Annotated in this window: 22 protein-coding genes, 1 tRNA gene and 2 pseudogenes; 16 read left to right on the top strand and 9 right to left on the bottom strand. The window is 45.6% G+C overall.

The genetic code is table 11. The features are described from left to right. Positions 1-9 precede the first annotated feature (9 nt). From M3191_RS02440 to M3191_RS02430, 3 genes are all read left to right on the top strand, one after another. On the top strand, positions 10-276 hold the full coding sequence (locus tag M3191_RS02440) for a hypothetical protein (RefSeq protein WP_353056496.1): 267 nt from the start codon (positions 10-12) through the stop codon (positions 274-276). 97 nt (positions 277-373) lie between these two features. Beyond that, on the top strand, positions 374-946 hold the full coding sequence (locus M3191_RS02435; protein WP_251697852.1) for a TetR/AcrR family transcriptional regulator: 573 nt from the start codon (positions 374-376) through the stop codon (positions 944-946). A gap of 69 nt (positions 947-1,015) precedes the next feature. Continuing rightward, positions 1,016-3,217, top strand: coding sequence for a YhgE/Pip domain-containing protein (locus tag M3191_RS02430; RefSeq protein ID WP_251697851.1), 2,202 nt, complete (start codon positions 1,016-1,018; stop codon positions 3,215-3,217). A gap of 425 nt (positions 3,218-3,642) precedes the next feature. Here M3191_RS02430 and M3191_RS02425 read toward each other — a convergent pair whose 3' ends face one another. Beyond that, positions 3,643-4,524, bottom strand: coding sequence for an SDR family oxidoreductase (locus M3191_RS02425; RefSeq protein WP_251697850.1), 882 nt, complete (start codon positions 4,522-4,524; stop codon positions 3,643-3,645). A gap of 386 nt (positions 4,525-4,910) precedes the next feature. Next, on the bottom strand, positions 4,911-6,224 hold the full coding sequence (locus tag M3191_RS02420; RefSeq protein ID WP_251697849.1) for a short-chain fatty acid transporter: 1,314 nt from the start codon (positions 6,222-6,224) through the stop codon (positions 4,911-4,913). 141 nt (positions 6,225-6,365) lie between these two features. On the opposite strand from M3191_RS02420, the gene M3191_RS02415 reads away from it, so the two are divergent. Next, positions 6,366-8,270, top strand: a complete 1,905-nt coding sequence (locus M3191_RS02415; protein WP_251697848.1) for a beta-propeller domain-containing protein — start codon at positions 6,366-6,368, stop codon at positions 8,268-8,270. Between the two features lie 222 nt (positions 8,271-8,492). Here the strand turns inward: M3191_RS02415 and M3191_RS02410 are convergent, their stop codons facing one another. Then, positions 8,493-10,142: a sensor domain-containing protein gene (locus M3191_RS02410; RefSeq protein ID WP_251697847.1), complete on the bottom strand. Its 1,650-nt coding sequence runs from the start codon at positions 10,140-10,142 to the stop codon at positions 8,493-8,495. 132 nt (positions 10,143-10,274) lie between these two features. Here M3191_RS02410 and M3191_RS02405 point away from each other — a divergent pair, with 132 nt between their 5' ends. The 3 genes from M3191_RS02405 to M3191_RS02395 all read left to right on the top strand — a co-directional run bounded on the left by M3191_RS02405 (position 10,275) and on the right by M3191_RS02395 (position 14,931). After that, positions 10,275-11,198, top strand: a complete 924-nt coding sequence (locus M3191_RS02405; protein WP_251697846.1) for a DMT family transporter — start codon at positions 10,275-10,277, stop codon at positions 11,196-11,198. A 180-nt stretch (positions 11,199-11,378) separates the two neighbouring features. Next, complete coding sequence (locus M3191_RS02400; RefSeq protein ID WP_251697845.1) at positions 11,379-13,121, top strand: ABC transporter ATP-binding protein; 1,743 nt, start codon at positions 11,379-11,381, stop codon at positions 13,119-13,121. Beyond that, entirely contained in the window at positions 13,102-14,931 is a 1,830-nt protein-coding gene (locus M3191_RS02395) for an ABC transporter ATP-binding protein (RefSeq protein WP_251697844.1), read from the top strand. Before M3191_RS02400 ends, M3191_RS02395 begins: the two co-directional genes overlap by 20 nt. 53 nt (positions 14,932-14,984) lie before the next feature. Here M3191_RS02395 and M3191_RS02390 read toward each other — a convergent pair whose 3' ends face one another. Further along, positions 14,985-15,455: a YusW family protein gene (locus M3191_RS02390; RefSeq protein WP_251697843.1), complete on the bottom strand. Its 471-nt coding sequence runs from the start codon at positions 15,453-15,455 to the stop codon at positions 14,985-14,987. 304 nt (positions 15,456-15,759) lie between these two features. Between M3191_RS02390 and M3191_RS02385 the strand changes: the two genes are divergently transcribed. Next, entirely contained in the window at positions 15,760-15,975 is a 216-nt protein-coding gene (locus tag M3191_RS02385) for a hypothetical protein (protein WP_251697842.1), read from the top strand. Between the two features lie 44 nt (positions 15,976-16,019). Here M3191_RS02385 and M3191_RS02380 read toward each other — a convergent pair whose 3' ends face one another. Then, entirely contained in the window at positions 16,020-17,054 is a 1,035-nt protein-coding gene (locus tag M3191_RS02380) for a DUF2804 domain-containing protein (protein WP_251697841.1), read from the bottom strand. Positions 17,055-17,105: 51 nt separating this feature from the next. On the opposite strand from M3191_RS02380, the gene M3191_RS02375 reads away from it, so the two are divergent. Beyond that, positions 17,106-17,178 (top strand) — tRNA-Ala (locus M3191_RS02375). A 162-nt stretch (positions 17,179-17,340) separates the two neighbouring features. Here the strand turns inward: M3191_RS02375 and M3191_RS02370 are convergent. Together M3191_RS02370 and M3191_RS02365 are read right to left on the bottom strand one after the other, a co-directional pair. After that, positions 17,341-17,853, bottom strand: a complete 513-nt coding sequence (locus M3191_RS02370) for a toxin-antitoxin system TumE family protein (RefSeq protein WP_251697840.1) — start codon at positions 17,851-17,853, stop codon at positions 17,341-17,343. Beyond that, entirely contained in the window at positions 17,837-18,607 is a 771-nt protein-coding gene (locus M3191_RS02365) for a helix-turn-helix domain-containing protein (protein WP_251697839.1), read from the bottom strand. Before M3191_RS02365 ends, M3191_RS02370 begins: the two co-directional genes overlap by 17 nt. A 221-nt stretch (positions 18,608-18,828) precedes the next feature. Here M3191_RS02365 and M3191_RS02360 point away from each other — a divergent pair, with 221 nt between their 5' ends. The 6 genes and pseudogenes from M3191_RS02360 (at position 18,829) to M3191_RS02335 (ending at position 22,727) form a co-directional block, all read left to right on the top strand. Further along, complete coding sequence (locus tag M3191_RS02360; protein WP_251697838.1) at positions 18,829-19,383, top strand: DUF6241 domain-containing protein; 555 nt, start codon at positions 18,829-18,831, stop codon at positions 19,381-19,383. 110 nt (positions 19,384-19,493) lie between these two features. Beyond that, positions 19,494-19,946 carry a DUF2691 family protein gene (locus tag M3191_RS02355; RefSeq protein WP_251698070.1) on the top strand — a complete coding sequence of 151 codons (453 nt, stop codon included), beginning with the start codon at positions 19,494-19,496 and terminating at the stop codon, positions 19,944-19,946. Positions 19,947-20,141: 195 nt separating this feature from the next. Continuing rightward, positions 20,142-20,462 carry an ArsR/SmtB family transcription factor gene (locus M3191_RS02350; protein WP_251697837.1) on the top strand — a complete coding sequence of 107 codons (321 nt, stop codon included), beginning with the start codon at positions 20,142-20,144 and terminating at the stop codon, positions 20,460-20,462. Between the two features lie 3 nt (positions 20,463-20,465). Continuing rightward, the gene (locus M3191_RS02345) at positions 20,466-20,858 is read left to right on the top strand and encodes an SRPBCC family protein (protein ID WP_251697836.1); all 393 of its coding nucleotides are present in this window, start codon (positions 20,466-20,468) and stop codon (positions 20,856-20,858) included. Further along, a complete protein-coding gene (locus M3191_RS02340; RefSeq protein WP_251697835.1) occupies positions 20,859-21,566 on the top strand; it encodes an FAD-dependent oxidoreductase in 708 nt (235 codons plus the stop codon). Between the two features lie 246 nt (positions 21,567-21,812). Continuing rightward, positions 21,813-22,727: pseudogene (locus M3191_RS02335) on the top strand (NAD(P)-dependent alcohol dehydrogenase). Between the two features lie 30 nt (positions 22,728-22,757). Here M3191_RS02335 and M3191_RS02330 read toward each other — a convergent pair. Continuing rightward, positions 22,758-23,132, bottom strand: a complete 375-nt coding sequence (locus M3191_RS02330; protein WP_251697834.1) for a hypothetical protein — start codon at positions 23,130-23,132, stop codon at positions 22,758-22,760. Between the two features lie 278 nt (positions 23,133-23,410). Here M3191_RS02330 and M3191_RS02325 point away from each other — a divergent pair. Further along, positions 23,411-23,584 (top strand): annotated as a pseudogene (locus M3191_RS02325) (alpha/beta fold hydrolase); the annotation flags it as partial. Between the two features lie 84 nt (positions 23,585-23,668). Here M3191_RS02325 and M3191_RS02320 read toward each other — a convergent pair. Beyond that, on the bottom strand, positions 23,669-24,634 hold the full coding sequence (locus M3191_RS02320) for a c-type cytochrome (protein ID WP_251697833.1): 966 nt from the start codon (positions 24,632-24,634) through the stop codon (positions 23,669-23,671). Positions 24,635-24,669: the final 35 nt, after the last annotated feature.

The following is a 24,669-nucleotide window of genomic DNA, read 5'->3' as shown; positions in this document are numbered from 1 at the left end:
AGAGTTAAGGTGAAAACGGATAAGGTCCGGTTATTCATCCCGATCCCGTATGCGTTCCTAACAATCGGCATACTGATCATGTCTTCTGAACGCCTTCAAAAACTCATTAACAAATGGATAAGGGAGCAATCTGAAGACAAGGAAAAAGTGTTTGAAATTCCCCATATAGATAAGAGGGAATTAAGGGGCATTGTTGCTGAATTGAAAAAACATCGGGGACTGGGATTAGTGAACGTCAAGGCGAAAGACGGCACAGAAGTTATCGTGAAACTATGATAACTTCTTTTTTTTTGTTGCAATTCGTTGTACATAGGAGTAGTATAATGACCGGATGACCAAAATTGATTTATGGTCAAAAAAGCGAGGTGGAGAAATGGATCGCAGGCAAGAAATCCTGGAGGCAGCCGCCAAGTCGTTTTCGCTGTTCGGCTATAAAGCGACGACGATGGACCAAGTCGCCAAAATAGCGAATGTCGGTAAAGGGACGATTTATACATTTTTCGCGAACAAAGAAGAACTGTTTAACGCAATTGTCCTGCAAATGGTTGAAGAGATGCGGGTGGCATCAGATGCGGCAACAGTCGAAGGTGCTACTTTCGAGCAGAACGCCCACGCCCGGCTCATGCAAATGCTGAAATTCCGGGAGACGCACCAATTGTACGCCAAATTGGTCGATGAAGGAAAAGAACTGCGCACGCCGGCAGTCATTGAAGTACTCGCCGAAATTGAAAATGAAATCGTCTCTTATATACGGGCGAAAATTGAACTTGCAATCGATAAAGGTGAATTGAAGCCTTGCGACAGTGAGCTTGTTGCATACCTTCTGTTCAAATCATATATGGCGCTTGTCGTCGATTGGGGCAAAACCCATGAGAATGAAGAGCTGTCCGAAGAACGGATCGCAGGCTTATTGCGGAGCACCATTTTTACAAGTCTCTTAGCTTGAGACTCTTTTTTTATTCACGATTGACCGAATGAGGGTTTTGGTCAATTAGTACAAACGGAGGAATTACGAATGAAAAAATCAATGATATTCGCGGAATGGAAGCAGCTTCTCCGTACAAGGAAAATGCTTGTACCGATGATTGCCATCCTTTTCATTCCGGTTTTATATGCTGGCATGTTCTTATGGGCGTTTTGGGATCCATATGCCAATATGAGTGAATTGCCTGTGGCGATCGTTAATTTGGACGAAGGCGCAGAGTTGGAAGGGAAACAGCTTGCACTAGGCGATGAATTGGTCGACAAGCTGATGGAAGGAAATAATTTTAATATCCAAGAGGTTTCCAAGGCGGACGCGGAGAAAGGCCTGAAAAACCAGGACTACTATATCGCGATTGAAATACCGGAGAACTTCTCGCAGCACGCAACGACATTGCTTGATGAAAATCCGGAAAAATTGACGATTGTGTACAAGCCGAATGAAGGCTTCAACTTCTTGTCTGCCCAGATCGGGGAGACGGCGATGGAGCGGATCCGGGCGGAAGTGAATGACAAGGTCGCATCGACGTATGCGGAGCAGTTGTTTGATTCCATCAGTGAAATGGGCAACGGGTTTGGCGAAGCTGCGGATGGTGCCGGTAAGCTTCATGATGGCGCAAGCGAACTTGCGAAAGGTGCGGATGATCTAAAAGGGTATTTGGAAACGTTGGCGTCGAGCACCATTACGTTGAAGGATGGTTCGGACCGTCTGGCGAAGGGGACTGCGGATGCCGCGAAAGGTGCGGCTGATTTGAATAAAGGGATCGGCGCGCTCTCTGCGGGGGTTGTGGAACTTCAAAAGGGAGCGGCTCAGGCAACTGAAGGTGCAACCGACTTGCAAGGCGGTATTGCCGACTATATTGCTGGTGTTCAGCAATTAAGGGATAGCTATGCGCAAATTGCGCTAAAGGAAGCAGAGTTCGGACAAGTTGTCGGGACAATCAATGATAAAACAGCTGCATTGAATGGATCTGCGCACAAACTTGCGGACGCCTCGAAAAACGTGAATGCTGGTATCGATGATTTGTCGGAAAAACTAGCTCCAGTATTAGCATCATTGCCGGAGGACCAACAGGCAGGTTTGAAGGCGGCACTAGGTCAGCTGCAACAAGGAAGTGCTGAACTGGCAGGCGGCATGTCCGAGCTTTCATCAGGAACCGCTACGCTCAGCGATGGAGCTGCCCAGTTGAACGGCGCGGCCGGTCAATTGCGTGAAGGCCATAAGCAGGCGTTCGCAGGATTGGATAAATTGAACGGATTATCTTCTGCATTGTCGGAGGGGGCTTCCGCTCTTGCACAAGGGAACGGTGCATTGGCATCCGGTCTTGACCAGTTATCGGAAGGTGTCGCGAAAGCGCAAAAAGGTTCAACCGATTTGGCGTCTGGCTTGAATGAACTGAATGCCGGAACGGGTACGTTGAAAGAAGGAACCGGTACGCTTGCTTCGAAATCGAAGGAGCTTGCGGACGGCTCTTCGAAGTTGTCGGATGGCATAAAGGAGTTGGATGAAGGAACGCTGACGCTGCAGGAGAAGCTCGCTGAGGCGAATGCGACTGCAAGTGAAGTGAATCCGAATGAGAAGACGTATGAAATGGCGGCATCTCCGGTTGATGTTGAAAAAGAGAGCATCAATGAAGTACCGAACTACGGTACTGGATTTGCACCTTACTTCCTTTCATTAGGATTATTTGTTGGGGCATTGCTGTTATCGATCGTCTTCCCGCTCGTCGAACCGGCGATCAAACCGACAGGCGCATTCGGCTGGATGGCGAGCAAAGTTTCCGTCTTGGCGATTGTCGGGCTCGTGCAGGCATTAGTGGCGGTCGGAATCATCAAAGGGGCGCTTGGAATGGAAACGGTCAGCTTGCCGATGTTCATTTTGACAGCGATCATAACGAGCTACACATTCATCGCAATTGTGCAGATGCTCGTGTCGCTGTTTGGCGATCCAGGCCGGTTCATGGCAATCATCATCTTGATTTTGCAATTGACGACGAGTGCAGGGACGTTCCCGTTGGAATTAATTCCTGAACCTCTTCAAGTGTTCAACACGTTGTTGCCGATGACGTATTCCGTCCAAGCGTTCAAGGCGGCAATCTCTACGGGCGATCTTGCTCATCTATGGGCTAGCAACGGTGTGCTGATCGCTTTCATGGTCGCTTGTCTCGCGATTACGTTCGGCTATTTTGCATTGATTTTCAAAAAACGGTATTTGAGAGAAACTGTAGAGGCATAAGAAAAAGCGATTTGCGGAAGACCCGCAAATCGCTTTTTTATATGGGTTAGGACTTTGAGCGCGCCAATGAATCGTGGACCGCTCAAGGAACGTGATTCTGCGCTCAAGAATCAAGTTCCGCGCCCAAGAATCTCGTTTCGCGCTCAAGAATCTCATTCCGCGCTCAAGAATCTCATTCCGCGCTCAAGAATCTCATCCGGCGCTCAAGAATCTCATTCCGCGCTCAAGACTCGCATTCCGCGCTCAAGACTCGCATTCCGCGCTCAAGAATCTCATTCCGCGCTCAAGAATCTCGTTTCGCGCTCAAGAATCTCATCCGGCGCTCAAGAATCTCATTTCGCGCTCAAGAATCGCATCCGGCGCTCAAGGAACATCATCCCGCGCTCAACAAACCTCGTCCCGCGCTCAAGAAATCGAATCCGAAGTCATGAACCTACATAATCGCCGCCATCGACATGGATTGTCTGCCCCGTCATATAGCTGGAATCGTTGGAAGCGAGGAAAACATAGGCCGGTGCATTTTCAGCCGGCTGTCCGCGGCGTTTCAAAGGTGTGTCCGCTCCGTGCTGCTCGACTTTCTGCGCATCGAATGTTGCAGGAATCAATGGCGTCCAGATCGGGCCAGGCGCCACGGCATTGACGCGGATTCCTTTTGTAGCCAAATTCAAGGCGAGGGAGCGTGTGAATGATGTGATGGCGCCTTTCGTTGCAGAATAATCGATTAATCCCGGCGAACCGTTATAAGCCGTTACGGAAGAGGTGTTGATGATGCAATCGCCTTCCTTCATATGGGCCAGCGCCGCTTTTGATAAATAAAACAGTCCGAAGAAATTGGTGTCGAACGTTTCACGAAGCTGGTCGCCAGAAATTTGGGAGATATCGTCCTGCGGAAACTGTTTTCCAGCATTGTTGACGAGAATATTCAAGCTGCCGAATTCCTTGATGACATCGTTGACTAGCTGCTCGCAATTTTCTTCTTCACTAATATCGACACGAATTTTCTTCGCTTTACCGCCATATTGTTCAATGAGCTCGACGGTTTTATTCGCATCAACGTCCTCGGTCTCGTCCAAATAGGCGATCGCGACATTCGCTCCTTCCTTCGCAAATGCGACTGCGACGGCCCGCCCAATTCCGCTGTCTCCTCCGGTGATTAGAGCGTTTTTACCTTTCAACTTGCCCGAGCCTTTATAATTCTCATCGTCATAGATAGGAAGCGGGTCCATCTCCGCTTCGATTCCAGGCTGCTGATTTTGTGTTTGAGGTGTCACTTGCTCATCTTTTTTTTCGTATTTGTCTTCAGGCATTCATGTATTCCTCCTTAGAAAAATCATCTATTTGAGATATTCCCTGTGTGGAGACTGATAAACGTGGCGGGGGAGAAATCGGTTTTTATCTGGAATGAAACCTGTAGAAAAATGCGGGGAGAGGCTAATCTCCCGGCATTCGAGAACTTTTCGTATGAGAACGAGAACTTTTGTCGTGTTAACGAGAACTTTTCATGGGAGAACGAGAACTCCTGTCGCGTTCATGAGAACTTTCCGAGGTAGGACGAGAACTCTTGTCGCATAAACGAGAACTTTTCATGTGAGAACGAGAACTCCATGGTAAGTTGGAGTGAAACAACGGTATTTATTCAAAATGAAAAACATCCGAAGCCGCCGTATAGGCCCTCCGGATGCTGCATGTTTACTTAAAAGAAATAAAGCCCAATACTCACGACAATACCACTCAACAACAAGACGAATACGCAATAGCCCATAATGTCCTTTGCGCGCAAGCCTGCAATCGCAAGTGCAGGCAATGCCCAGAACGGCTGGATCATATTCGTCCATGCGTCGCCCCATGCGATGGCCATCGCAGTCTTCGAGTAGCTGACGCCAAGCGTTTGAGCCGCATCAAGCATGACCGGCGCTTGTACAGCCCATTGCCCTCCGCCTGACGGTACGAAGAAGTTAACGAGTCCCGCCGCATAAAATGTGAAGAGCGGGAAGGTCGCTTCGGTTGAGATGCTGACAAACCATTGCGACATGACTTTCGCTAGTTCTGAGTCCACCATCATGCCCATGATCCCTGCGTAGAACGGGAACTGGATGATGATTCCGCCTGATGTCTTGACTGCATTCGCAACTGCTGCAAGAAAACGCTTTGGCGTGCCGTGGAAAATGATGCCGAGAATGAAGAAAATCAGGTTGACGATATTCAGGTTCAAGTCGAACCCTTTCGCGACAAAGTGCTGTACAAGATACACGACACCCAATGCGCCGATCAGCATGGAAAGGATCACGCTGTTTTCAAGCCGTGAAGCAGGCGTTTTTTCCTCTGCTTCCACCACTTCAATTTCCTCTTCCAACAATTTCGGATCGACGCTGACCGTATCTTCCGGTTTTGGCATCATGAAACGGTTCAACAACGGTAAAGTTATGAATAGAACTGCGATAATAAATAGATTATACGTTGAAAAAATCGTTTCGGATGTTGGAACGACACCCATCATATTGGCATATGGATGACCCTCGGTTGCGATGGACAATGGAATCGATCCGCCAAGCCCTCCATGCCAGATGATGAAACCTGAGTAAGCGCTTGCAATTAACAGACGGTAGTCGACAGTCGTCACTTTTTTGGCGATTTCCTTAGCGAACAATGCCCCGATGACGAGACCGAATCCCCAGTTGATCCAACAAGCGATGAGCGATACAACGGTCACAAGCAGAATCGCTGTACCTGGCGACTTCGCCAATCCTGCCAATGAACTCAATATCTTCTTGAAAAAAGGACTGCTTGCCAATACATGTCCCGCAACTAATACGATAACCATCTGCATTGTAAATGCGAGAAGCCCCCAGAAACCATTCCCCCAGTGGCCAGTCATTTCGAGCGGACCCGAATCCGTCAGTCCGACACCGAGCAAAAAGACAAGCAGTGTCAGAATGGCAACGAATATGTATGGATCAGGCAAGTATCTTTCCATAATCCTATTCGACCATCTTGTAAGTGTTTTCATTCCCCTATACCCCCTATGTTATTTTACCCACTCTATAAGACTACCATATTCAAAATGATCCGCAAAAATGTTTTTTCCGAAATGTGAAACGTAAATCTTTCCAACAAGTCTACTAAGTAAAGAAGCAGACAAGGAAAGGTGATGAAATTGAGGAAACCGACAATATGGTTGATCATGTCGATGATTTTATTTATGGTCGTTGCGGGCATTGCGATGTTCACGAAGAAGGCGGATGTTTCCGCCTATGGTTCTATCGATTCGATCAGCTCTGAGGAAGATTTGAAAGCATATTTCAAAAGAGCAAAAGATATGCAGTCCGTCGCGGTAAGGTTTGATGCAGTTGAAGAGTCTTCGAGTAAAGCCTCCATGGATAGTGCGGAGTCAGCGAATGCGGTAGGCGGAGGTGATCATTCATCGACGAATATTCAAGTTGAAGGCGTTGATGAATCGGATATGGTGAAAACGGACGGCGAATATGTCTATTCCATTTTTGCGGGCACGTCCGTGAAAATCATCGATATCCGAAACCCTCAAAAGATGAAAATCGCTGCTGAAATTAAACCGGATGACGACTATTACCCGTCACAGCTATTTTTACATGACGACTTGCTCATTGTGCTCGGGGATAAAATGCAACGCTATCCGGATAAAACGGTTAAATCAAATGCGATGGATAAAATGATGCCGATGAACAGCTTGACGACTGTCCGTCTATACAATATTGAGAAGCCGGAGAAGCCAGCGTTCATTCGTGAAATCGGAGTGGAAGGCTATTTGAAAAGTGCCCGGAAGACGGACGGCATGCTTTATCTCGTGACAAATGTGTTCCCGAACCTTTGGGCGATGAATAAAATCGAAGGCGATGCACTGCGTCCGCGCATCTTTGATTCGAATGAAAAAGAAAAGAAATTCATGGAATTCAAGGATATCTCCATTTTGCCTGGAGCGGTGGATCCTTCCTATTCCGTCATTGCCGCAATCGACTTGACGACACCAAAAACGGCCGAGCTGAAGACGAAAGGGTTTCTCGGAAGCAGCGACCAGATGTACATGACGAAAGACCATCTTTACTTAACGGCATTGAAATATGAAACGAGCACAAATTCCCGTGGGGCTGAAATCATGATCTGGAATCCGGGCACAGCGGATACCGGGATCTTCAAATTCAAGCTGGACGGGACGGATGTTGAGTTTTATCAATCTGCGGAGTTGAGCGGAACGATACTGAACCAATTCTCGATGGATGAATACAAAGGAAATTTCCGTGTTGTCATGACGGAGGGGAATATGTGGGACGATAAAAACCCGTCAAAAAACCACCTGTATATTTTGAATGAAAAGATGGAGATGACCGGCTCGGTGAAAGGCCTTGCAAAAGGGGAGCGCATCTATTCCGCGCGGTTCATGGGGGATAAGGCGTATATGGTGACGTTCAGGGAAACTGACCCTCTTTTCGTCATCGATGTTGCGGATCCAGCCAAGCCGAAAGTGTTGGGCGAGTTGAAAATACCGGGGTTCTCAAATTATTTGCACCCATTGGATGAAAATCACCTGATTGGTTTCGGATATGACACAGTCGCGCAGAAAAATCCGTCGGGAGGCGAGCCGTTGATCTTGACGAAAGGGATGAAGATCTCTTTGTTCGACGTAACTGAATTTCATAATCCGAAAGAGAAATATACAGAAATCATTGGAGGCAGGGGCACATACTCACCACTTCAATACGACCATAAAGCGCTGTTCCAGCATAAAAACAGAAATCTGTTCGGCTTCCCGGTCAGCATCTATGAAGAAGGGGCGAAGGAGTTCGAGGTCGACTTTACAGGTGCTGGAGCGTTAGTATATGAAATCACACCTGACCGCGGCATCTTGTTGAAGGGCGATTTGGTGCAAAAGAAAGCATCCGGCCAGCAATACGAAGAGTGGGAAACACAGGTCCAACGGTTGGTGTATAGCGGTGAAAGCTTGTTTACATTATCCATGGACGAAGTCAAAAGTTATTCGCTCGATTCCTTTAAGGAAATTAGCAAGTTACAGATGAAATGATAGGGAAGCAGAGGGCGTGCGTATGGCGTCCTCTGCTTTTATGCGTTCTAGCGGGTTTTATGCGCGTTTGTGGTGATTTATGCGTAATTGGCGGACTTTATGCGTAATTGAAGCGGTTTATGCGTATCTGCAACGATTTATGCGCGTTTCAACCGATTTATGCGTTTTTGGCGCACTTTTCATTCCATAAAAAAACGGAGCGCGCTTTAGCGGCTCCGTTCCTTATGAAATATCAGCCCCTTTTACAGGACCTCCGATATAATAACCCTGAACAGCATCGACGCCCATTTCCTTCAATGCTTCGAACTGCTCTTCCGTTTCAACGCCTTCTGCAACGACATAGAGACCCATCGATTTGCTGAATAGGATCATGCCTTCGACGAGCTGCCGTGTTTTAGGCATCGTCAGCAGGGAATTGATGAACACTTTATCGATTTTAACTTTGGAAATCGGCAACTGTTGCATATACCGGAAAGAGGCATATCCCGTTCCGAAATCATCCAGGATGAAACGGATGCCCGTCTCTTCAAACGCTTTCATTTGCTGGATAATCGCATGTTCCTGTTCAGCTTGGAAAGCAAATTTCTCCGTGATTTCGAGCTCAAGCTTATCCGCCGGACACTTCGTCTTCTCCAGAATGCCTGTAAGCTTTTCCTTCATTTGTGAAGAGTCGCCGAATTCCCGCACGGATGAATTGACTGAAATTCGGACATCCGGCTTATCGGCCATCAGTTTCACCGCAAGTGTGGCCGCCTCCTCGAGGACATATGCCCCAATCGCGTGGATCAAGCCGTTCTCTTCCGCAATCGGAATCAGTTCATCCGGTTGGATATGCCCGATTTCTTCGTCCTCCCATCGGACAAGCGCTTCATACACGAGAACGTTGCCCGTCGCAATATCCAATTGCGGCTGATAGACTACCTGAAAATTGTTATGGTCAAGCGCCGTCAGCATCTTCTTGTCGATTAGGGAACGGCGGTTCAACACTTTATGGGACTCCGCGGATAAGGAGGAAATCCGTCCGCCGCCTTGCTCGGTAATCGTTTTTGTCGCTGCCAATGCTGCTTTGTACAGATGTGAATATGAGGACTGGTCATCGGGGAAGCGCACGATGCCGCCACTTACCGATAACGGCAATGAGTGGTTTTCAACATAGATCGGCTGCTCTTTCAAAAACTCCAAGAATCCTTGGACGAACCAATCCCCGAAGGACGTTAAAACGACAAATTGGCTTACGCCGACCCTTGCAATCGGATCTCCTTGGAAAAACCGTTTCAGCCGGTTCGTGAATTGTTGGATTAAAACCGATTCCGAATCATACGACTGAAGATCTTTCAGTGTATAATAGTGATCGATTGCTATGTAGACGAACGAAAAGTGCCGGTCCTCATCAATATATTCATTGACCATCGTCTCCAATTTATGCCGGCTCATCAATCCTGTTTCAAAATCGATAAAGGCGATTTGCTGGAGTTTCTCCTTCAGCTCTACTTCTTCAGTGATATCAAGTTCTAGAAACGTGCAGTACGTGAGTTTTCCGTCCCCGTCAAGTATGGGAATTGCCATCATTTGGACGTAATAGGGCTCGCCGTGCCGCGTCAATTTTTCGACCCTCCCGAACCAGGATTTCCCGTTCGTCACCCGGTTCCATATCGCATGGGCCTGCGCTTGGCTATGTTCATCCTCGGAAAACATTTGCCAAAAGGATTTTCCGAGAATTCGTTTTGGTGTCCAATTGCTTGAAGCTAGGAAGTTATGATTCGTATAAGTAATCAAGCCTTCACCATCCGTACGGGTCACCATTAAGAACTCTACAAGACTGTCCATGACTAGTGGCAGCTCGGTTCTATTTGCTTGGTTTGCCGATTTCATCTTTTTGTCCCCTTTCGGATGTCGTATGTATTTTATTATATAGGAAGTTCAGTGAATTTACAGTACATCTTTTATGGCGGATTGAACACATCTATGAAGTTACTAAACAACTGTAAAAGGTGGTGGAATGATATGGAAAGAGCAAAAGGGATTTTCATGATCATCATCGGGGCTATGCTTTGGGGTGCGACGGGGCCGATGATGGAGTGGATTCTGGATACAGGCAAAATGTCGGTCTCCTTCATGCTAATCATCCGGCTGGTCCTTGCAGGGCTAGGACTCCTTCTCGTTTTGAAAATGAAAGGCGTACATATCACGCGCCCGCTTCGCCATAAAGTATGGCTGCGGCAAATGGTCATTTTCGGCATTATCGGAATGCTCGGCGTCCAGTTTACATTCGCAGGCTCCATCAACACGAGCAACGCGGTCATTGCGACGCTGTTTCAATTCCTGGCGCCGATCTATATCATCCTTTTCGTTTCAATTAGGCAAAAGGAGCGCCCGCCGGCATCCCAAGTAATCGGAATGGCAGTCACAATGGCTGGCCTCTTCCTCCTTCTGACGAATGGGACGCTCTCCGAATTCGCATTGACGAAGGAAGCGCTCTTCTTCGGACTCGCCGTTGGATTCACATTCGCATTTTACACACTGTATCCAGTTCGGCTCATGAATGAATGGGGCGTCCTCCTCTCCGTAGGGTGGGGAATGCTTATAGGGGGACTCACGCTCCTTCTTTTGAATATATTGAGGTTCGGTAAAGAGATTGGTGCGCTCGCCGACGTAAACCTGTCCCTCATGCTATTGCTCATCATCATCGTCGGAACGGTTGCATTCCTTCTGTTCCTTGGCAGCATGAAATATATATCGCCGGTGGAAACAAGCATCCTTTCCAGCTTCGAACCATTGACGGCAATAATCATTTCCGCCATCTGGTTTGGCAGTGTGTTAGGCCTTTGGCAAATGGTCGGAGGCGCAATCATGCTCCTCGGCGTAACTGGGCTTTCAGTGGCGGGAAGCAAAGCGAAAACAGAAGAAGGAATACTGCCGGAATCCTGAAATGGGTTCCGGTTTTTTGAAATTAACTACATGCTGAAAAAGGCCCCTCAATGCTATTTGTCAATATCTGAACTTCCGGACTAATCAATATACGCCCTATACAGAAATCGCTACATATGTCATAATGGTGACAATAAAAATAATTCGTAATACGAAAGAGTTTTTTGGGGGTCCGGTAAGATGAAAACAGTTTTCTCCTTTGCAAAGCCGTATAAATGGCCGATATTCATTGCCTTATTCCTTATGCTGACCGAACTTTCGGTAGAGCTGATCCAGCCATTATTAATAAAGAAAATTATCGATGACGGCATATTGGCGGAAGATGTCAGCGTCATTTGGACATGGGGAAGCGTCATGATGGGTCTGGCGTTTGTTGCATTCTTATCCGGTGCAATCAATTCCTTCTTCGCTGCCCACGCCGCGCAAAGCTTTGCGTTCGACTTGCGGCAAGCGCTATTCCGCCAAGTGCAAGCATTTTCCATGGCGACCTTCTTACGGTTCCCGACAGCGGGATTGATCACGCGCATGACGAGCGACGTAACGATGGTGCAAAACGTCCTGTTCATGTCGCTGCGGATCATGATGCGTGCGCCTCTGCTCGTAATCGGAAGCTTGGTCATGGCATTTTTCGTCAATGTGAAACTGGCACTCTACCTCGTCATCGGTGCGCCGGTCCTGCTCATCTTCCTCTTCGTAATGGCGAGGAAAGGGGTAGGCTACTTTTCAACGGTGCAACGCAGGCTCGACCGGGTAAACCGTGTCATCCAGGAAAACCTACAGGCGGTCCGTCTCATCAAAGCCTATTTGCGCGGAATGTACGAAGCGAGCCGATTTTCGAAAGTAGCGGGGGCCCTCCGGAAAGACACCGTCAAAGCGATGCGTATGATGGAGCTCATTTTGCCTGTCCTCCTGTTCATCATGAATGTCAGCTTGATGGCTGTCCTCTGGTTCGGTGCCATCGAAATTGGAGATGGGAACGCGCAAGTCGGGGAGCTAGTTGCAATTGTCAACTATGCAATGCGGATGACGGGCGCATTTTCGATGTTTGCATTCATCATCAGCGCATTATCCCGGGCGAAGGCATCCTCCGAACGGATGGAGGAAGTGCTTCTTGCGGATGAGGATCTTGAAGAAAATACTATGGAAAGCTCGAGTATCGGCAGTCTGGAAGGGGATCTCCGTTTCGATAACGTTTCTTTCCATTATCAAGGAAAGCCTACACCGATTTTGGATAGTGTGTCCTTCCATGTGGCACCTGGGGAGAAGCTCGCCATCATGGGGGCAACCGGGTCGGGGAAATCGACGCTTCTCAATCTCATTCCCCGCATGTTCGAAGCGACCGAAGGGAAAATCTACGTCGGCGGCATCGAAGTGAAGGAGTGGGCGTTGAAGGACTTGCGCGATACGATCGGTCTCGTTCCACAGCAATCGATCTTGTTCACGGGATCCATCCTGGAAAACCTTTCATGGGGGGACAGCGATGCGGAGCCTGATGAGCTGATCGAAGCGGCGATGAAGGCGCAGATCCATGAATCTATCGATTTATTCCCTCAGAAGTACGGAACACGGGTCGGACAGAAAGGGGTCAACCTATCGGGCGGGCAAAAGCAACGGCTTTCGATTGCCCGGGCACTTGTCCGGAAACCTTCCATCCTCATCCTCGACGACAGCACGAGCGCATTGGACGTTAAAACCGAAAATGCCTTGTGGGAAGCGCTGAAAGGGGAAGCGGCGACGATGCTTGTCGTCACGCAAAAAGTACAGACGGCTAAAGGTGCGGATCAAATCCTTTTGTTAGATGAAGGAAAGGTCGTCGGATATGGTACCCATGCTGATCTCATGGAGCAGTCGCCATTATACCGGAAAATAGCCGAATCCCAATCGGAAGAGGAGGTGGGCGCCGATGTTGCGAACAATTCGTAAACCGTTCGGGTATGAACCGATCATAAAGAAAGAAGACATAAAAGGTCCAGGACGAAAGAAGGTAGAGCGCGCGAGTGACTGGAAATCGGTGCTTCACCGGATCTGGAAGCTCGTCGATGAACAGCGGGGTCTGCTCATCCTCGTGCTTGCCCTCGTGCTCGTCAGCTCTGCCCTTGCGCTAATCGGTCCATTCCTGATTGGGAAAATTATCGATGCGCATATCATCCCGATGGAGTTCGATGGCTTGGGCGGAAAAATCGGTATGCTGATCGCAATTTACGCTGGATTATCCCTTGCCCTTTATTTCCAAAGCTTCTGGATGGTCGGCATTGCACAGCAGACAATTTTTCGGCTGCGGACAAGTCTGTTTTCCCATCTGCAAAAGCTGCCCGTCACGTTTTTCGACAAACGGCAGCATGGCGAATTGATGAGCCGCGTGACGAATGACATCGAAAACGTCAGCCAGACGCTGAACTCTTCTTTCATCCAAGTATTCTCAAGCATTTTGACGTTATCAGGGACGCTCGCAGTCATGCTGTACCTCAGCCCGATTTTGACGTTGCTGACAATGATTATTGTTCCTGTCATGTTCATCGCAATTCGGTGGATCACCCGCCGGACAGGGTTGCTGTTCAAGGAGCAGCAGCAAGCAGTCGGACAATTGAACGGGATGATCGAGGAAACGATTTCAGGACAGCGGATCATCAAGGCATTTTCGCAGGAAGAGCGTGTCATGGAGGAATTTGCGGAAAAGAGCGATCGGCTGCGCCGGACGGGCTTCTGGGCACTGACATACTCCGGGTTCATCCCAAAAGTGATGAATATGCTCAACAACGCAGCTTTCGCCATCGTGGCGGGTGTCGGGGGACTGCTTGCACTGAAGGGGGACGGAATCGTCACGATTGGTACAATCGTCATCTTTTCGGAGTACGCGCGCCAATTCACGAGGCCGCTCAATGATCTGTCCAACCAATTCAACACCGTCCTCTCGGCAATCGCAGGAGCGGAACGCGTCTTCAAAATCATGGATGAGCCGATCGAGCAGGACGACGCAACGGAGCATGCTGACACAATCCTTGCAGGGGACGTCGAATTCAGGAATGTGTCATTCGGCTATACTGTCGACACGGACGGCTATACGGTCGACAACATCTCCTTCCACGTCAAACCTGGCGAGACGGCGGCTTTCGTCGGAGCGACCGGGGCAGGGAAGACGACAATCATGCAGCTCCTGGCCCGGTTCTATGAAGCGAATGAAGGGCAGATCCTCATTGACGGGATTCCCATCAAAGAACTGCCCCGCGAAACATTGCGGAGCCAGACGGCATTCGTTTTGCAGGATCCATTTTTATTCGAAGCGACCGTCATGGAAAATATCCGGTACGGCAAGCTTGACGCCACCGACGAAGAAGTGATTGCGGCTGCAAAAGAGGCGAATGCGCATAGCTTCATCTCAAGGCTCGAAAACGGGTATGACACCATACTGACAGCGGATGGCGGCGAAATTTCACAAGGACAGAAGCAATTGCTCTCCATCGCAAGAGCGCTCGTTGCAGACCCCGTCTTGCTATTGCTCGACGAGGCGACAAGCAGCATCGACACCGTCACCGAACTTGCAATCCAGGAAGCGCTCGACCGGCTCATGGAAGGAAGAACGAGCTTCGTCATCGCCCACAGGCTGAACACGGTTCGGAAAGCCAACACCGTCTACGTCATGGGGCAAGGCAAGCTAATCGAATCCGGCAGCCAAGAGGAATTGATCGAAAAACAAGGGGTTTATTTTACGATGTTGAAGGACTCGAAGATTTGAACACAAAAACCAGGCGGGGAACATTTTCCTCGCCTGGTTTCCTCAGTTCATCATCATTTTCGATCTTCAATATCCATCTTCGTGCCATCGTCAAAGTCGATTTCCAAATCGAACTTCGTATACGTGTCTATTCCAAACCACTCCATAATCTTTGCTATGACGTCTTTTTCGTCCATACTCTTCCCTGTCACTACTTTCACGAAAAACGGATCCAGTTTATTGAAAGCTTCCTGATCCCTCAAATTCAAACTAGCAAACTTATTCACATACTTGGCCTCATGACCTTTCGCTACTTCATACTCCACGTCAATGACATCTTTCCCATCGACCTCTATCTCCAAGTCGAACTTATTGAAGCCGTACCCGTCCCCTGTATTCAACGTGTCGCCTGACTGGTCATTTTCATAAATTAGCGTAGCATCCTCCCGTTTAGGATTATCCGCATTTTTGCCCCCATTTCCGCACGCGCCCAAGACGAGCACGATAGCTAAAAAGAGCATGACGACCTTCATATTATTCCTCATGATCGCAAACCTCCTGTTGTAGTCTTCTGTTCAGTAATTTCCTTCATTCGGCGAAATTAAACACAAAGGGCGTTTCGAGGAATCGCGAGATGGGTCAGGGGTGGGAATGGCACCTGTCCGCATGCATTTATTTAAATCTGCTGGAATTGTGGTTAAGTGGTGATAAAGATGGTGTGAGTGGTGATAAAAGGTGTTTAAGCGGTGATAACCATGGTCCGAGTGGTGATAACCAGCGTCCAAGCGGTGATAAAGTACTGTTGACCGGTGATAACCTATTTTATGGCGTCGGGGAATAGGGGAGTTTATGCAAATCGGTGATAAACTAATCCGAATCGGTGGTAACGTGTTGAGAAACGGTGATAAACTCGTTCGAATCGGTGGTAACGTGTCGAGAACCGGTGATAAACTCGTTCGAATCGGTGATAACGTGTCGAGAAACGGTGATAACGTGTCGAGAAACGGTGATAAACTCGTCAGAATCGGTGATAACACCCGTCAATTCGGTGATAACCACTTTTAACGCCATACAAAAAAACAACCGGCGCTTTCGCCGGTTGTTCCTATCTACCATTTCGCGCGGTGGTCTTCCGCGGAGCCGAGCATTTGCCGGATTCTGAGCGTCGAACCGTCGTGCAGCTTGACGCCCCCGTTGAAATAGCCGACAAGTTGGTTGACGTTCGTTTGGACGAGCTGTGCGTTCGTCTTCGATATCCGTTCGAAAAATGGAGAGAATGTCAAATTTACATCGTCGGAAAACTTTGTCCCGATATGCCAAGGATGCATGTAATTGTCTTTGTCGTACGTGAAGATGACATCCTCATGCAGTTTCGTCATAACGCCGTCCACAAACACCGCATTTTCCGTCATGCCCGTGCCGTCAGTCCATTTACCGCCAAAATTCAGCCCGATCCTTCGTCCACCTGAACGCTGGGAGGCCATCGCCCAATTCCACTCCGCCTCGCGCGGCCAGACACCACGTCCGTAATCGAGAACTGCAAAACTGTAATCAGGATTGAAATCATACCGTTTCTCCCCGATCTTCACGAATCCCGTGGTCGGCAATGTATGATGCTTCGCTGTGAACTGGAACCGATCCCGGTTGCGGGGAATGACGACGTTCAACGAATCATCCTCTTCCGGATGCGTAATATGCAGATCGGCATGGAGCACTTCATTGTCAAAGTCAGGTATCGTCACAGATAGATGGGTTTCTCCTTGCAGATGCACAAGCTGGACGGACATCCGCTCATTGACGAATTTCACACTCCCGAGTACGTCTTCAGGCATCTTCACCCTCCGCCCGACAGGAAGTACAACCTGCTTCTCATAGAAGCGCTGCGTCTCGTAATCGAGCATGTAGACGAAACAGACAGCTGCATAATCCAAATGGCTGATCGCCGCTGAAAATAGAAGGTCCTCACCGAACACACACCAATAATTCCATTTCTTCTTCCGCATGAAATGGCCTTTCAGATTGCTTATAATGAACGGACGGCGGGCAAATCCAATCGCCTCGGGATTCAGCATCCCTTTCTGATCGCACAGAAACACCGTATCCTTCAGTTCTTTTTCAGCATGTTGCAAGGAGATCTCCCCCATCTATTGTCTTTTTTCTATGACATGTTATAATCTATATTGTATCAGATTTACGGGGCATTAGCTCAGCTGGGAGAGTGTCACGCTGGCAGTGTGAAGGTCACCGGTTCGAACCCGGTATGCTCCATCCCTTGAATCACCAATCATGTTGTATCAATGTTTCAATTCGAAATTGAGTTATGTCCACTTCAACTGTACGCAAAAACCTTCCAAAGCTATTAAACTTGGAAGGTTTTTTCGTTAAATTAAAGAAGGAAAGCATATAATTCTCAACATAATACTGAAAGGTTCATGGGTGATATGCATTGCCGGATATAAAATAAGGAATTACAAATTCAAATACATCTTCGAGCGTCCGAACGTCATAACTGGCTTTTCTTTGGCTACGATCACCTGGAACGTGATGGTGATGATGAGGTTCAGTTTCTACGATGAATTTATCTGGGGTCCCAGGAGAATTATGAGGATCGTTGCCCCAACCTGAAATATGATTCATTTGTACACCCATTTTGGGGGATATTATTTTCCAATGATAATGGTAACGTATAATTTTGCCTTCTTTGTACTTCTCGATTGCATGTATTCCTGTTATTCCGTGAATTGGATGTTTCTGCAAAGGAAAAAGTACATCCATTCTATTTTTACCAGAACTATTAATTTGAGGATATATCGCATTATCTTGCCCCGCTGGTTTGTTATCGATATTTGGATAGGACTCAAAGTATTTTCCATACTTTTCAATAATATCTTCTAAATCCATAGGGGACAGTCGGCTTTGACCAGTACTACTCTTCCAATTCACCTGCTAGTCCCCCTTGAGAACTTAAGATTTCATCTCTCTCTTCTTCAAGATCTTGCCAAGTGTAATAATCCGCTGGATCATCCATTGAGTCTCCATCATATCGAATGAATGCTTCTTGGGAAGTTTTGGCGAAATATTTCAATTGTAAATCGCTTATGATGCTGTTAATTTCCTTAAGACGTTCAAGTGGGGTTTGATTCAGTAGCTTCTTTTCTTGTGCAATCATTTGCAAACGGATAGAGTAGACAGGATCTTTCCATACTTCGATAATAAAGTAAGGAATCCGTTTGTGAGAATTTGTATTGACTGTTTCAATTAATCCCTGATTGATGTATTTATTGATAGTGGTCCGAGACAAATTTAAATAGTTGGCAACTTCGCTTGAAGATAATAAATAATCATCTGTGTATTCGAACCGAATATCATGACCACCTAACTGATAATACCAATATTCAAAGTCCACCTTCATTTTTCCAAAATCGAGATCTGAAACGGGTGCTTTCATTGTATATAGACGATCAAGCCATTTATATAGAGTATTTATATGCTTTTGAGATAATAAGTAATTATTGTCAATATTTAAATCTAGGTCGCTAATTGTAATCCCTTTAATTTTGTCATGGTTTGTACTTATCATCGTTGTAATCATTTTACTAACGATAAAGTCAGTCTCTTTTTCAATAAGATTTTTATTTTGTTTCTGATAAGCGGCTGCAATCGTCTGTTCGGTCAATTCATAAACAGCTTGGCTCATATACTTCACCTCTCCCTTACCTCCATTATAGATAAAGTTAACAAAAAGTCAATTTTGTTAGTTAACAAATAGTATGAATTGTTCACTTGTCCTATTCATTCCCGAAGAATCCGTATCCTAATCGTTGGTAAGTAAATTCCTGCTTTATAGGCATTACTTTTTATTCCAATTGATTTGCCTGCTAATTTATTCAACTGTACAATTAATTAGAGGTGAATTTATTGAAATACAAGAAGATAATTGTTTTGAGTATAGCTGTATTGGGCTTAGCCTCATACCTTATTAGTAATCAATTGACCAAAGAGGATGTAACGATTGAAGTAATACGTGATGTTCCGAGTGGTGATTATGACAGGGTGGTCGGGCTATTTGAAATTGAAGAAGAGAGAAAAATACCTGTTGAAAAAGAATTTCCATTTTCAATGACAGAGCTTGATGTGCAAACCGCAATTCATGGTATGTCCCATCAAAAGATTCGGGCAGATGGCGATGACAAATGGGATTTATTATTAATGACACCAGAAAGAATTGAGCGTTTGATTGTAGTGGTCGAAGCAAATAACATAAGGTATAGAAAAAAACAAGATATATATTTGTCTATTCTTAATCGCTGGAAAAACAACGATTTCTCACAGGTAGACATAGATCATAATCTTGTGTGGGAACTTCAAAATGGAGACAAAGGTCGAGCAGTAGGAATTTTAACTACTGAAGAGGAAATTAAGTTTATCAAGGAGCATTATAATGTTGAAGTTGTGGATATAACGTCAGATTAAACACTGGGGTTACTTACTAACCAATTCTTACTATATCGAGAGCGCAACTGAATTTGCTCCAAACGTAAAGTGGTTACTCACGATAATGCGGAGATGAAAAAGTGGAAGGTATGTTACTTTATATAAAAAATGAATACGGTAGACAATTGTATGAGATGTTAGAAGGCATTGTAGATTCTTCTTGGTATTGGTCATTAGCCCCGGAAGAGGCATATTTTACAGGTCCAGGATATTTAGATCGACCCTTCTTTTTTGAATCAGCTGCAATTATGGATGGTCAAACATTCCAGAAGCATATTTCTAAAGAGGATTACTATTTAATATTTGCGGACATAAAAGCCTTTCCTACTTTAGAAAGCGTCGTAAGTATTACTAATGAAGCGGATTTCATGAAAAGCTCCTGCAAACTGGGGCTATCATTAACTGATTCAATATATATGATAGTCTACTCACGAGAAAAACGAATCCTCCTGGAAATCAAAGAACGGGCCGAAACCTTGGGGTATCAAGATAGTAGATTCCTTAAAAAGGAAGAGGTAGTGGCAAATGTTTGGGGAATGTAGAGTAAAAGAAACTGACCTCTAGTGGAGCATAACCAGGGGCACAGTAACGAATAATAAAGAACGGGGATGGTATCAGTTAACTTACGATATCATCTCTTTTTTTATGTTTAAGAACAGAATTGACATGACACCATTAAGTGTCTTATTATAAGGACACCAAACAGTGTCTAATTCCCACATGAGGAGGGGAGGATTTTGATTACTACTGACCAAGAGCGCGACGTTTTTGTAGCGATTGCAGATCCGACTAGACGAAAGTTAATAAGGTTACTGGCAGGTTCAGAGGAGCTGGCGCTTTACGAATTAACCGCTCATTTTCAAATGGGGCGTACTGCAGTTTCTAAACATTTGGCTATCCTCAAGGAGGCTGATTTAGTGAGGAATCGTAAAATCGGCAGAGAAACAAGGTATCGATTAAATGCAGCTCCCTTACAGGAAGTTAAAGATTGGTTATCCTTTTATGAGGAATTTTGGACTGAAAGGGCGGCAATACTTAAGGATATATTGGAGGAGTAACTAATGGCAGATTTATCATTGGATTTTCAATTTAAGAGTCCCATCAATAAAGTATGGGATGCCTTGACGAATTCAGAAACACTTGCAAAATGGGTGATGGAAAATAATTTCAAACCGATCGTAGGATACAAATGTCAGTTTCGTAATGAGGCCATCGGTTTAGTTGTAGAGAGTGAAGTATTGGAAGTGGACGAGCCTCGCAAGTTATCGTACACATGGGTTGGTGGGCCGATAAATACAATCGTCACATGGACGTTAAAGCAAGAGGGTGAAACAACACACTTACATCTTGAACATACCGGTTTTGAAGAAGAAAACCAGGCGGCATTCAATGGCGCGAAATATGGTTGGTCAAGTATGGTGGACAAGTTGAGTAAACTGTTAGGAGAAATGTAAATGGGCTTTTTTCAAGATGCAATAGCGATATTTAAAAAGAGGGATTTAGTATTCATTAAGAGCTACAAGGAATCAGAAGATGTATACACCTTCCTATTTGAGAAAGAGAAGGATTTAACGTGGAAAGCTGGACAACATGGGTTGTTTACCATCACTCATAAGAAAATAAAAAATGGAACGCGGCCAATTAGTCTGGCATCTGCTCCCTCGGAAAATGTTGTTCAACTAACACTTGGTATTAGTGATACGCCGAGTGAATTCAAGAAGGCGATGTTAGAGTTGCAACCGGGCATGAAAATAAGGATGAGTGGTCCAGTAGGGTCGTTTTATTTAAAAAATGACAGTCCTTCCATCCTAATAGCAGGTGGCATTGGGATTACACCATTTCGGTCGATGCTGAAACAGATTGAGGCGGAAGGGAACGGAGTCGGAAAACAAATACATCTACTTTATATAGATAGCAAAGGGTCATTTGTCTATAAAGATGAACTCGATAAAATTGCTGACAATACTTCGGTAACTGTAACTTACCTTGATTCAAGGAATGATTTACAACAAGAGATAAGCAAGCTGTCCAGCTTATATCTGAACAATGGTACCTACTATATTGCAGGACCTAAGACAATGGTGGAAACTCTTTCCGGTCATTTACAAGGCAATTCTATATCGAAAAAGAGCATTAAAAAGGATGTCTTTTTTGGGTACTAACGGCTTTATACACAATCAAGGAACCTTATCAAATCAACATTTGATGGGGTTCTTTTTTATTTGCTTTCAAGGCGGGGCATCTACACAAGAGGAAATGAGAGAACAACCCTCTGCGCCTGTTACCTCAGCAAATCTGACCTTTAGATTGGGATTTCCATAGTAATAATATTTTTTTAACCGAATATCTCCAATTTGTACAACGTAAACCTAAGTATACTAAAAATACATTTTGATTTGAGGGAATCTATGAAGGCAATGATATGCACAAGGTATGGATCACCTGATGTACTTCAGCTAAAAGAAGTAACTAAGCCTAGTCCTAACGAGAATGAAGTCCTTGTTAAAATTTTTGCAACAACTGTTGCCTCTGGGGACATTAGGGTTCGAGGATTTAAAAGCCCTCTATTATTATGGCTTCCCATGCGAATTGTCTTGGGGATTCGAAAACCAAGACAACCTATTTTAGGGGTTGAGTTAGCGGGAGAAGTAGAACAAGTAGGGAAGAACGTAAAGCTTTTCAAAAAAGGTGATCACGTTTTTGCATTAACTGGAATGAGTCTAGGTGCACATGCCGAGTATACCTGCCTTCGTGAAAATGCAATAATTTCCGTAAAACCCTCCAATATGACCTTTGAGGAAGCTGCAGCTGTTCCTATGGGGGGAACGACTGCTTTATATTTCCTTAGAAAAGGAAACATAGAAAAAGGAAAAAAAGTTTTAATTTACGGCGCCTCAGGGGCTGTAGGAACATCAGCAGTTCAGCTTGCAAAGTACTTTGGTGCAGAAGTTACTGGGGTATGCAGTGCGGCAAATATAGAATTAGTAAAGTCTCTAGGAGCGGATCATGTTATTGATTAAAAAAATGAGGATTTCACAAAAAATGAAATGCTATATGATATCATCTTTGATGCTGTTGGAAAAACCTCAAGAAGTAATTGCAAGAAAATATTAGTTGCTGACGGTAAATATATAACAGTCGATGGGCAGGGGATTGCAAAGGTCACTAAAGAAGACCTGACGTTTCTAAAGGAGCTTATCGAAAAAGGTGAGATTAAGTCGGTTATAGATAGAGAATATCGACTTGAAGAAATTCCAGAGGCTCATCGCTATGTCGAAAAAGGGCATAAAAAGGGCAATGTAATTATTAAAGTGAGAAAATAAACCGATATCATAGTAATCGGCCTATTACTGCTATCTTCTCTCAATCGCCATACGTAAGTTCGAGATGACTCCAAGCAATACTATTAATGAGCAAACTGTTTTTTCAAAAGGTGTTCCAAACATTTGTTGTATAAACCCAAAAGACCAAAGTGCGACAAAAAGCCAGCAAATGAAGGTTATTCCTCTTTTGTGCGTATGTGGAATATTTTTGCCGGCAATCAGAGTGAATACTCCTCCAATAATAGAAATAAAGATACTGATAACCGATATTGGTAGCTGCGCAGCGAAGGATTCAGAGAGTCCGCCATTAACCCATGTGAATGGAATAATGCCGCTAATAATTAGAACATGGATGCAAACAGTCAAAGTGTAAAAAATAGTCCCCATAAATACAGCAGTTTTCAAGTTGATTTTCCTAAGTTTCTCTAGTATAAAATCACCTCATTTCTTCCTCTTATCATTTTATTTAATCTAGTGAGATACTATTCCTATGTGATTTTCCATACGATACGATTTTGTGCTCAAGCCCTGGTCAATGGGCAGGGCACATATGCATACAAAGATGAATATCTTAATGGCGAAGTCATTATGTTTACGGAGGAATCGTAATCGGATATTTTGTGAACGTAGAGCCAGGTGTGAATTTATACGTTGAAGGTCTTAACCCGAAAGGCAGCAAGGCCATCATTCATGATATCCATGACAAAGTCATTCCGTTTTCACAAGCAAAGGAAATGAATCAATTAATCACCAATTCGCAGCTAATGCCGTTCAAATATAGTGGGCATGGTGCTTTCTGGGAAGAGCGTGAAAAGTTCAACAGGCTGTTGGCGCAATTTATTCATTTAGAATATTGAAGCTATCCCAAGTCCGGGAATGTTACTGATTCCCCAATATTAAAATCGCCCTCAATCTGATTTTGAGGGCGATTTTCATTCCTGCTATTTATCTTTCCCAAGCACTTTTTCCCAATCAATAGTCCCGTCCTTGACTTGATCGCGAAGCTCCTTCGTCATGACATCTGTGGGGCGATTTCCTTTCGGCCAGTCTTTGTCATGGCCTTTCCATTCAGGTCGATCTTGGGAAAGGATGAATGCTGCGAGGTCGGCGGCTTCTTGGTCCGTCAATGAATTCGGCTGGCCGAGCGGCATATTGTTTTTGATGAATCCAGCATTTTTTGACATGCGCGCCATCCCGGCACCGTCGTTAAAGGAGCCATCTCCCCAAAGCGCCGGCCCTGTATTCGGTCCGGTGCCTGATCCGTCTGAAGCGTGGCAGGCGACACATGATTGTTGGAACACTCTTTCGCCATTCTCCACGTCAGGTATAGGGACGTCTTTCATATCGTTTTTGCCAAGCCATTCAAGCTCTGCCCCTATTGGTATTCCTTCAGAAATATACGCCAAATAAGCGACCATCGCATTCAAGTCCTCGTCGTCTTCTGCAAATGGTTGGCCGTTCATGCTGCGCACCATGCATCCGTTAATGCGATCTTCAAGAGTAAGGACTTTGTCAGCCCTCTCATTATATTGTGGATAAACTGCCGCAACGCCTACAAGAGATGAAGTGTCTTGATCGAGTCCGTCTCCTGCGTGGCAGCTTGTACATGATAATTCATTTACAAGCTCTTCCCCATCTTCCACTGAAGACGCCTTCGCACGTACTGCATTGGTAGTATCATTCACTAGCTCGCGTCCTCTTAAAATCGCATCTCCCATCGGTCCTTCGGGAATATCGTCGATGGAAGGTGGATTATAAGCAATCTCTCCGCTCTTCTCTTCTGTTGCAGCTGGCGATCCCTCCTGCGTGAGGGATTTGTCGATCTTTAGCTGGTTTGCCAATAAGACGATAACCCCCAGAGATATGAGCAATAAAAATCCGGCAGTGAGTGTACTAGATCTATTCATCTATCTTCCTCTCTTTTCCTAAGTTTATTCTTCCT

It is taken from the genome of Sporosarcina luteola (assembly GCF_023715535.1).
In the GTDB taxonomy this organism is placed as follows: domain Bacteria; phylum Bacillota; class Bacilli; order Bacillales_A; family Planococcaceae; genus Sporosarcina; species Sporosarcina luteola_B.
The sequence above is the reverse complement of the archived record's forward strand: the minus strand, read 5'-3'. Positions and strand labels throughout refer to the sequence as shown.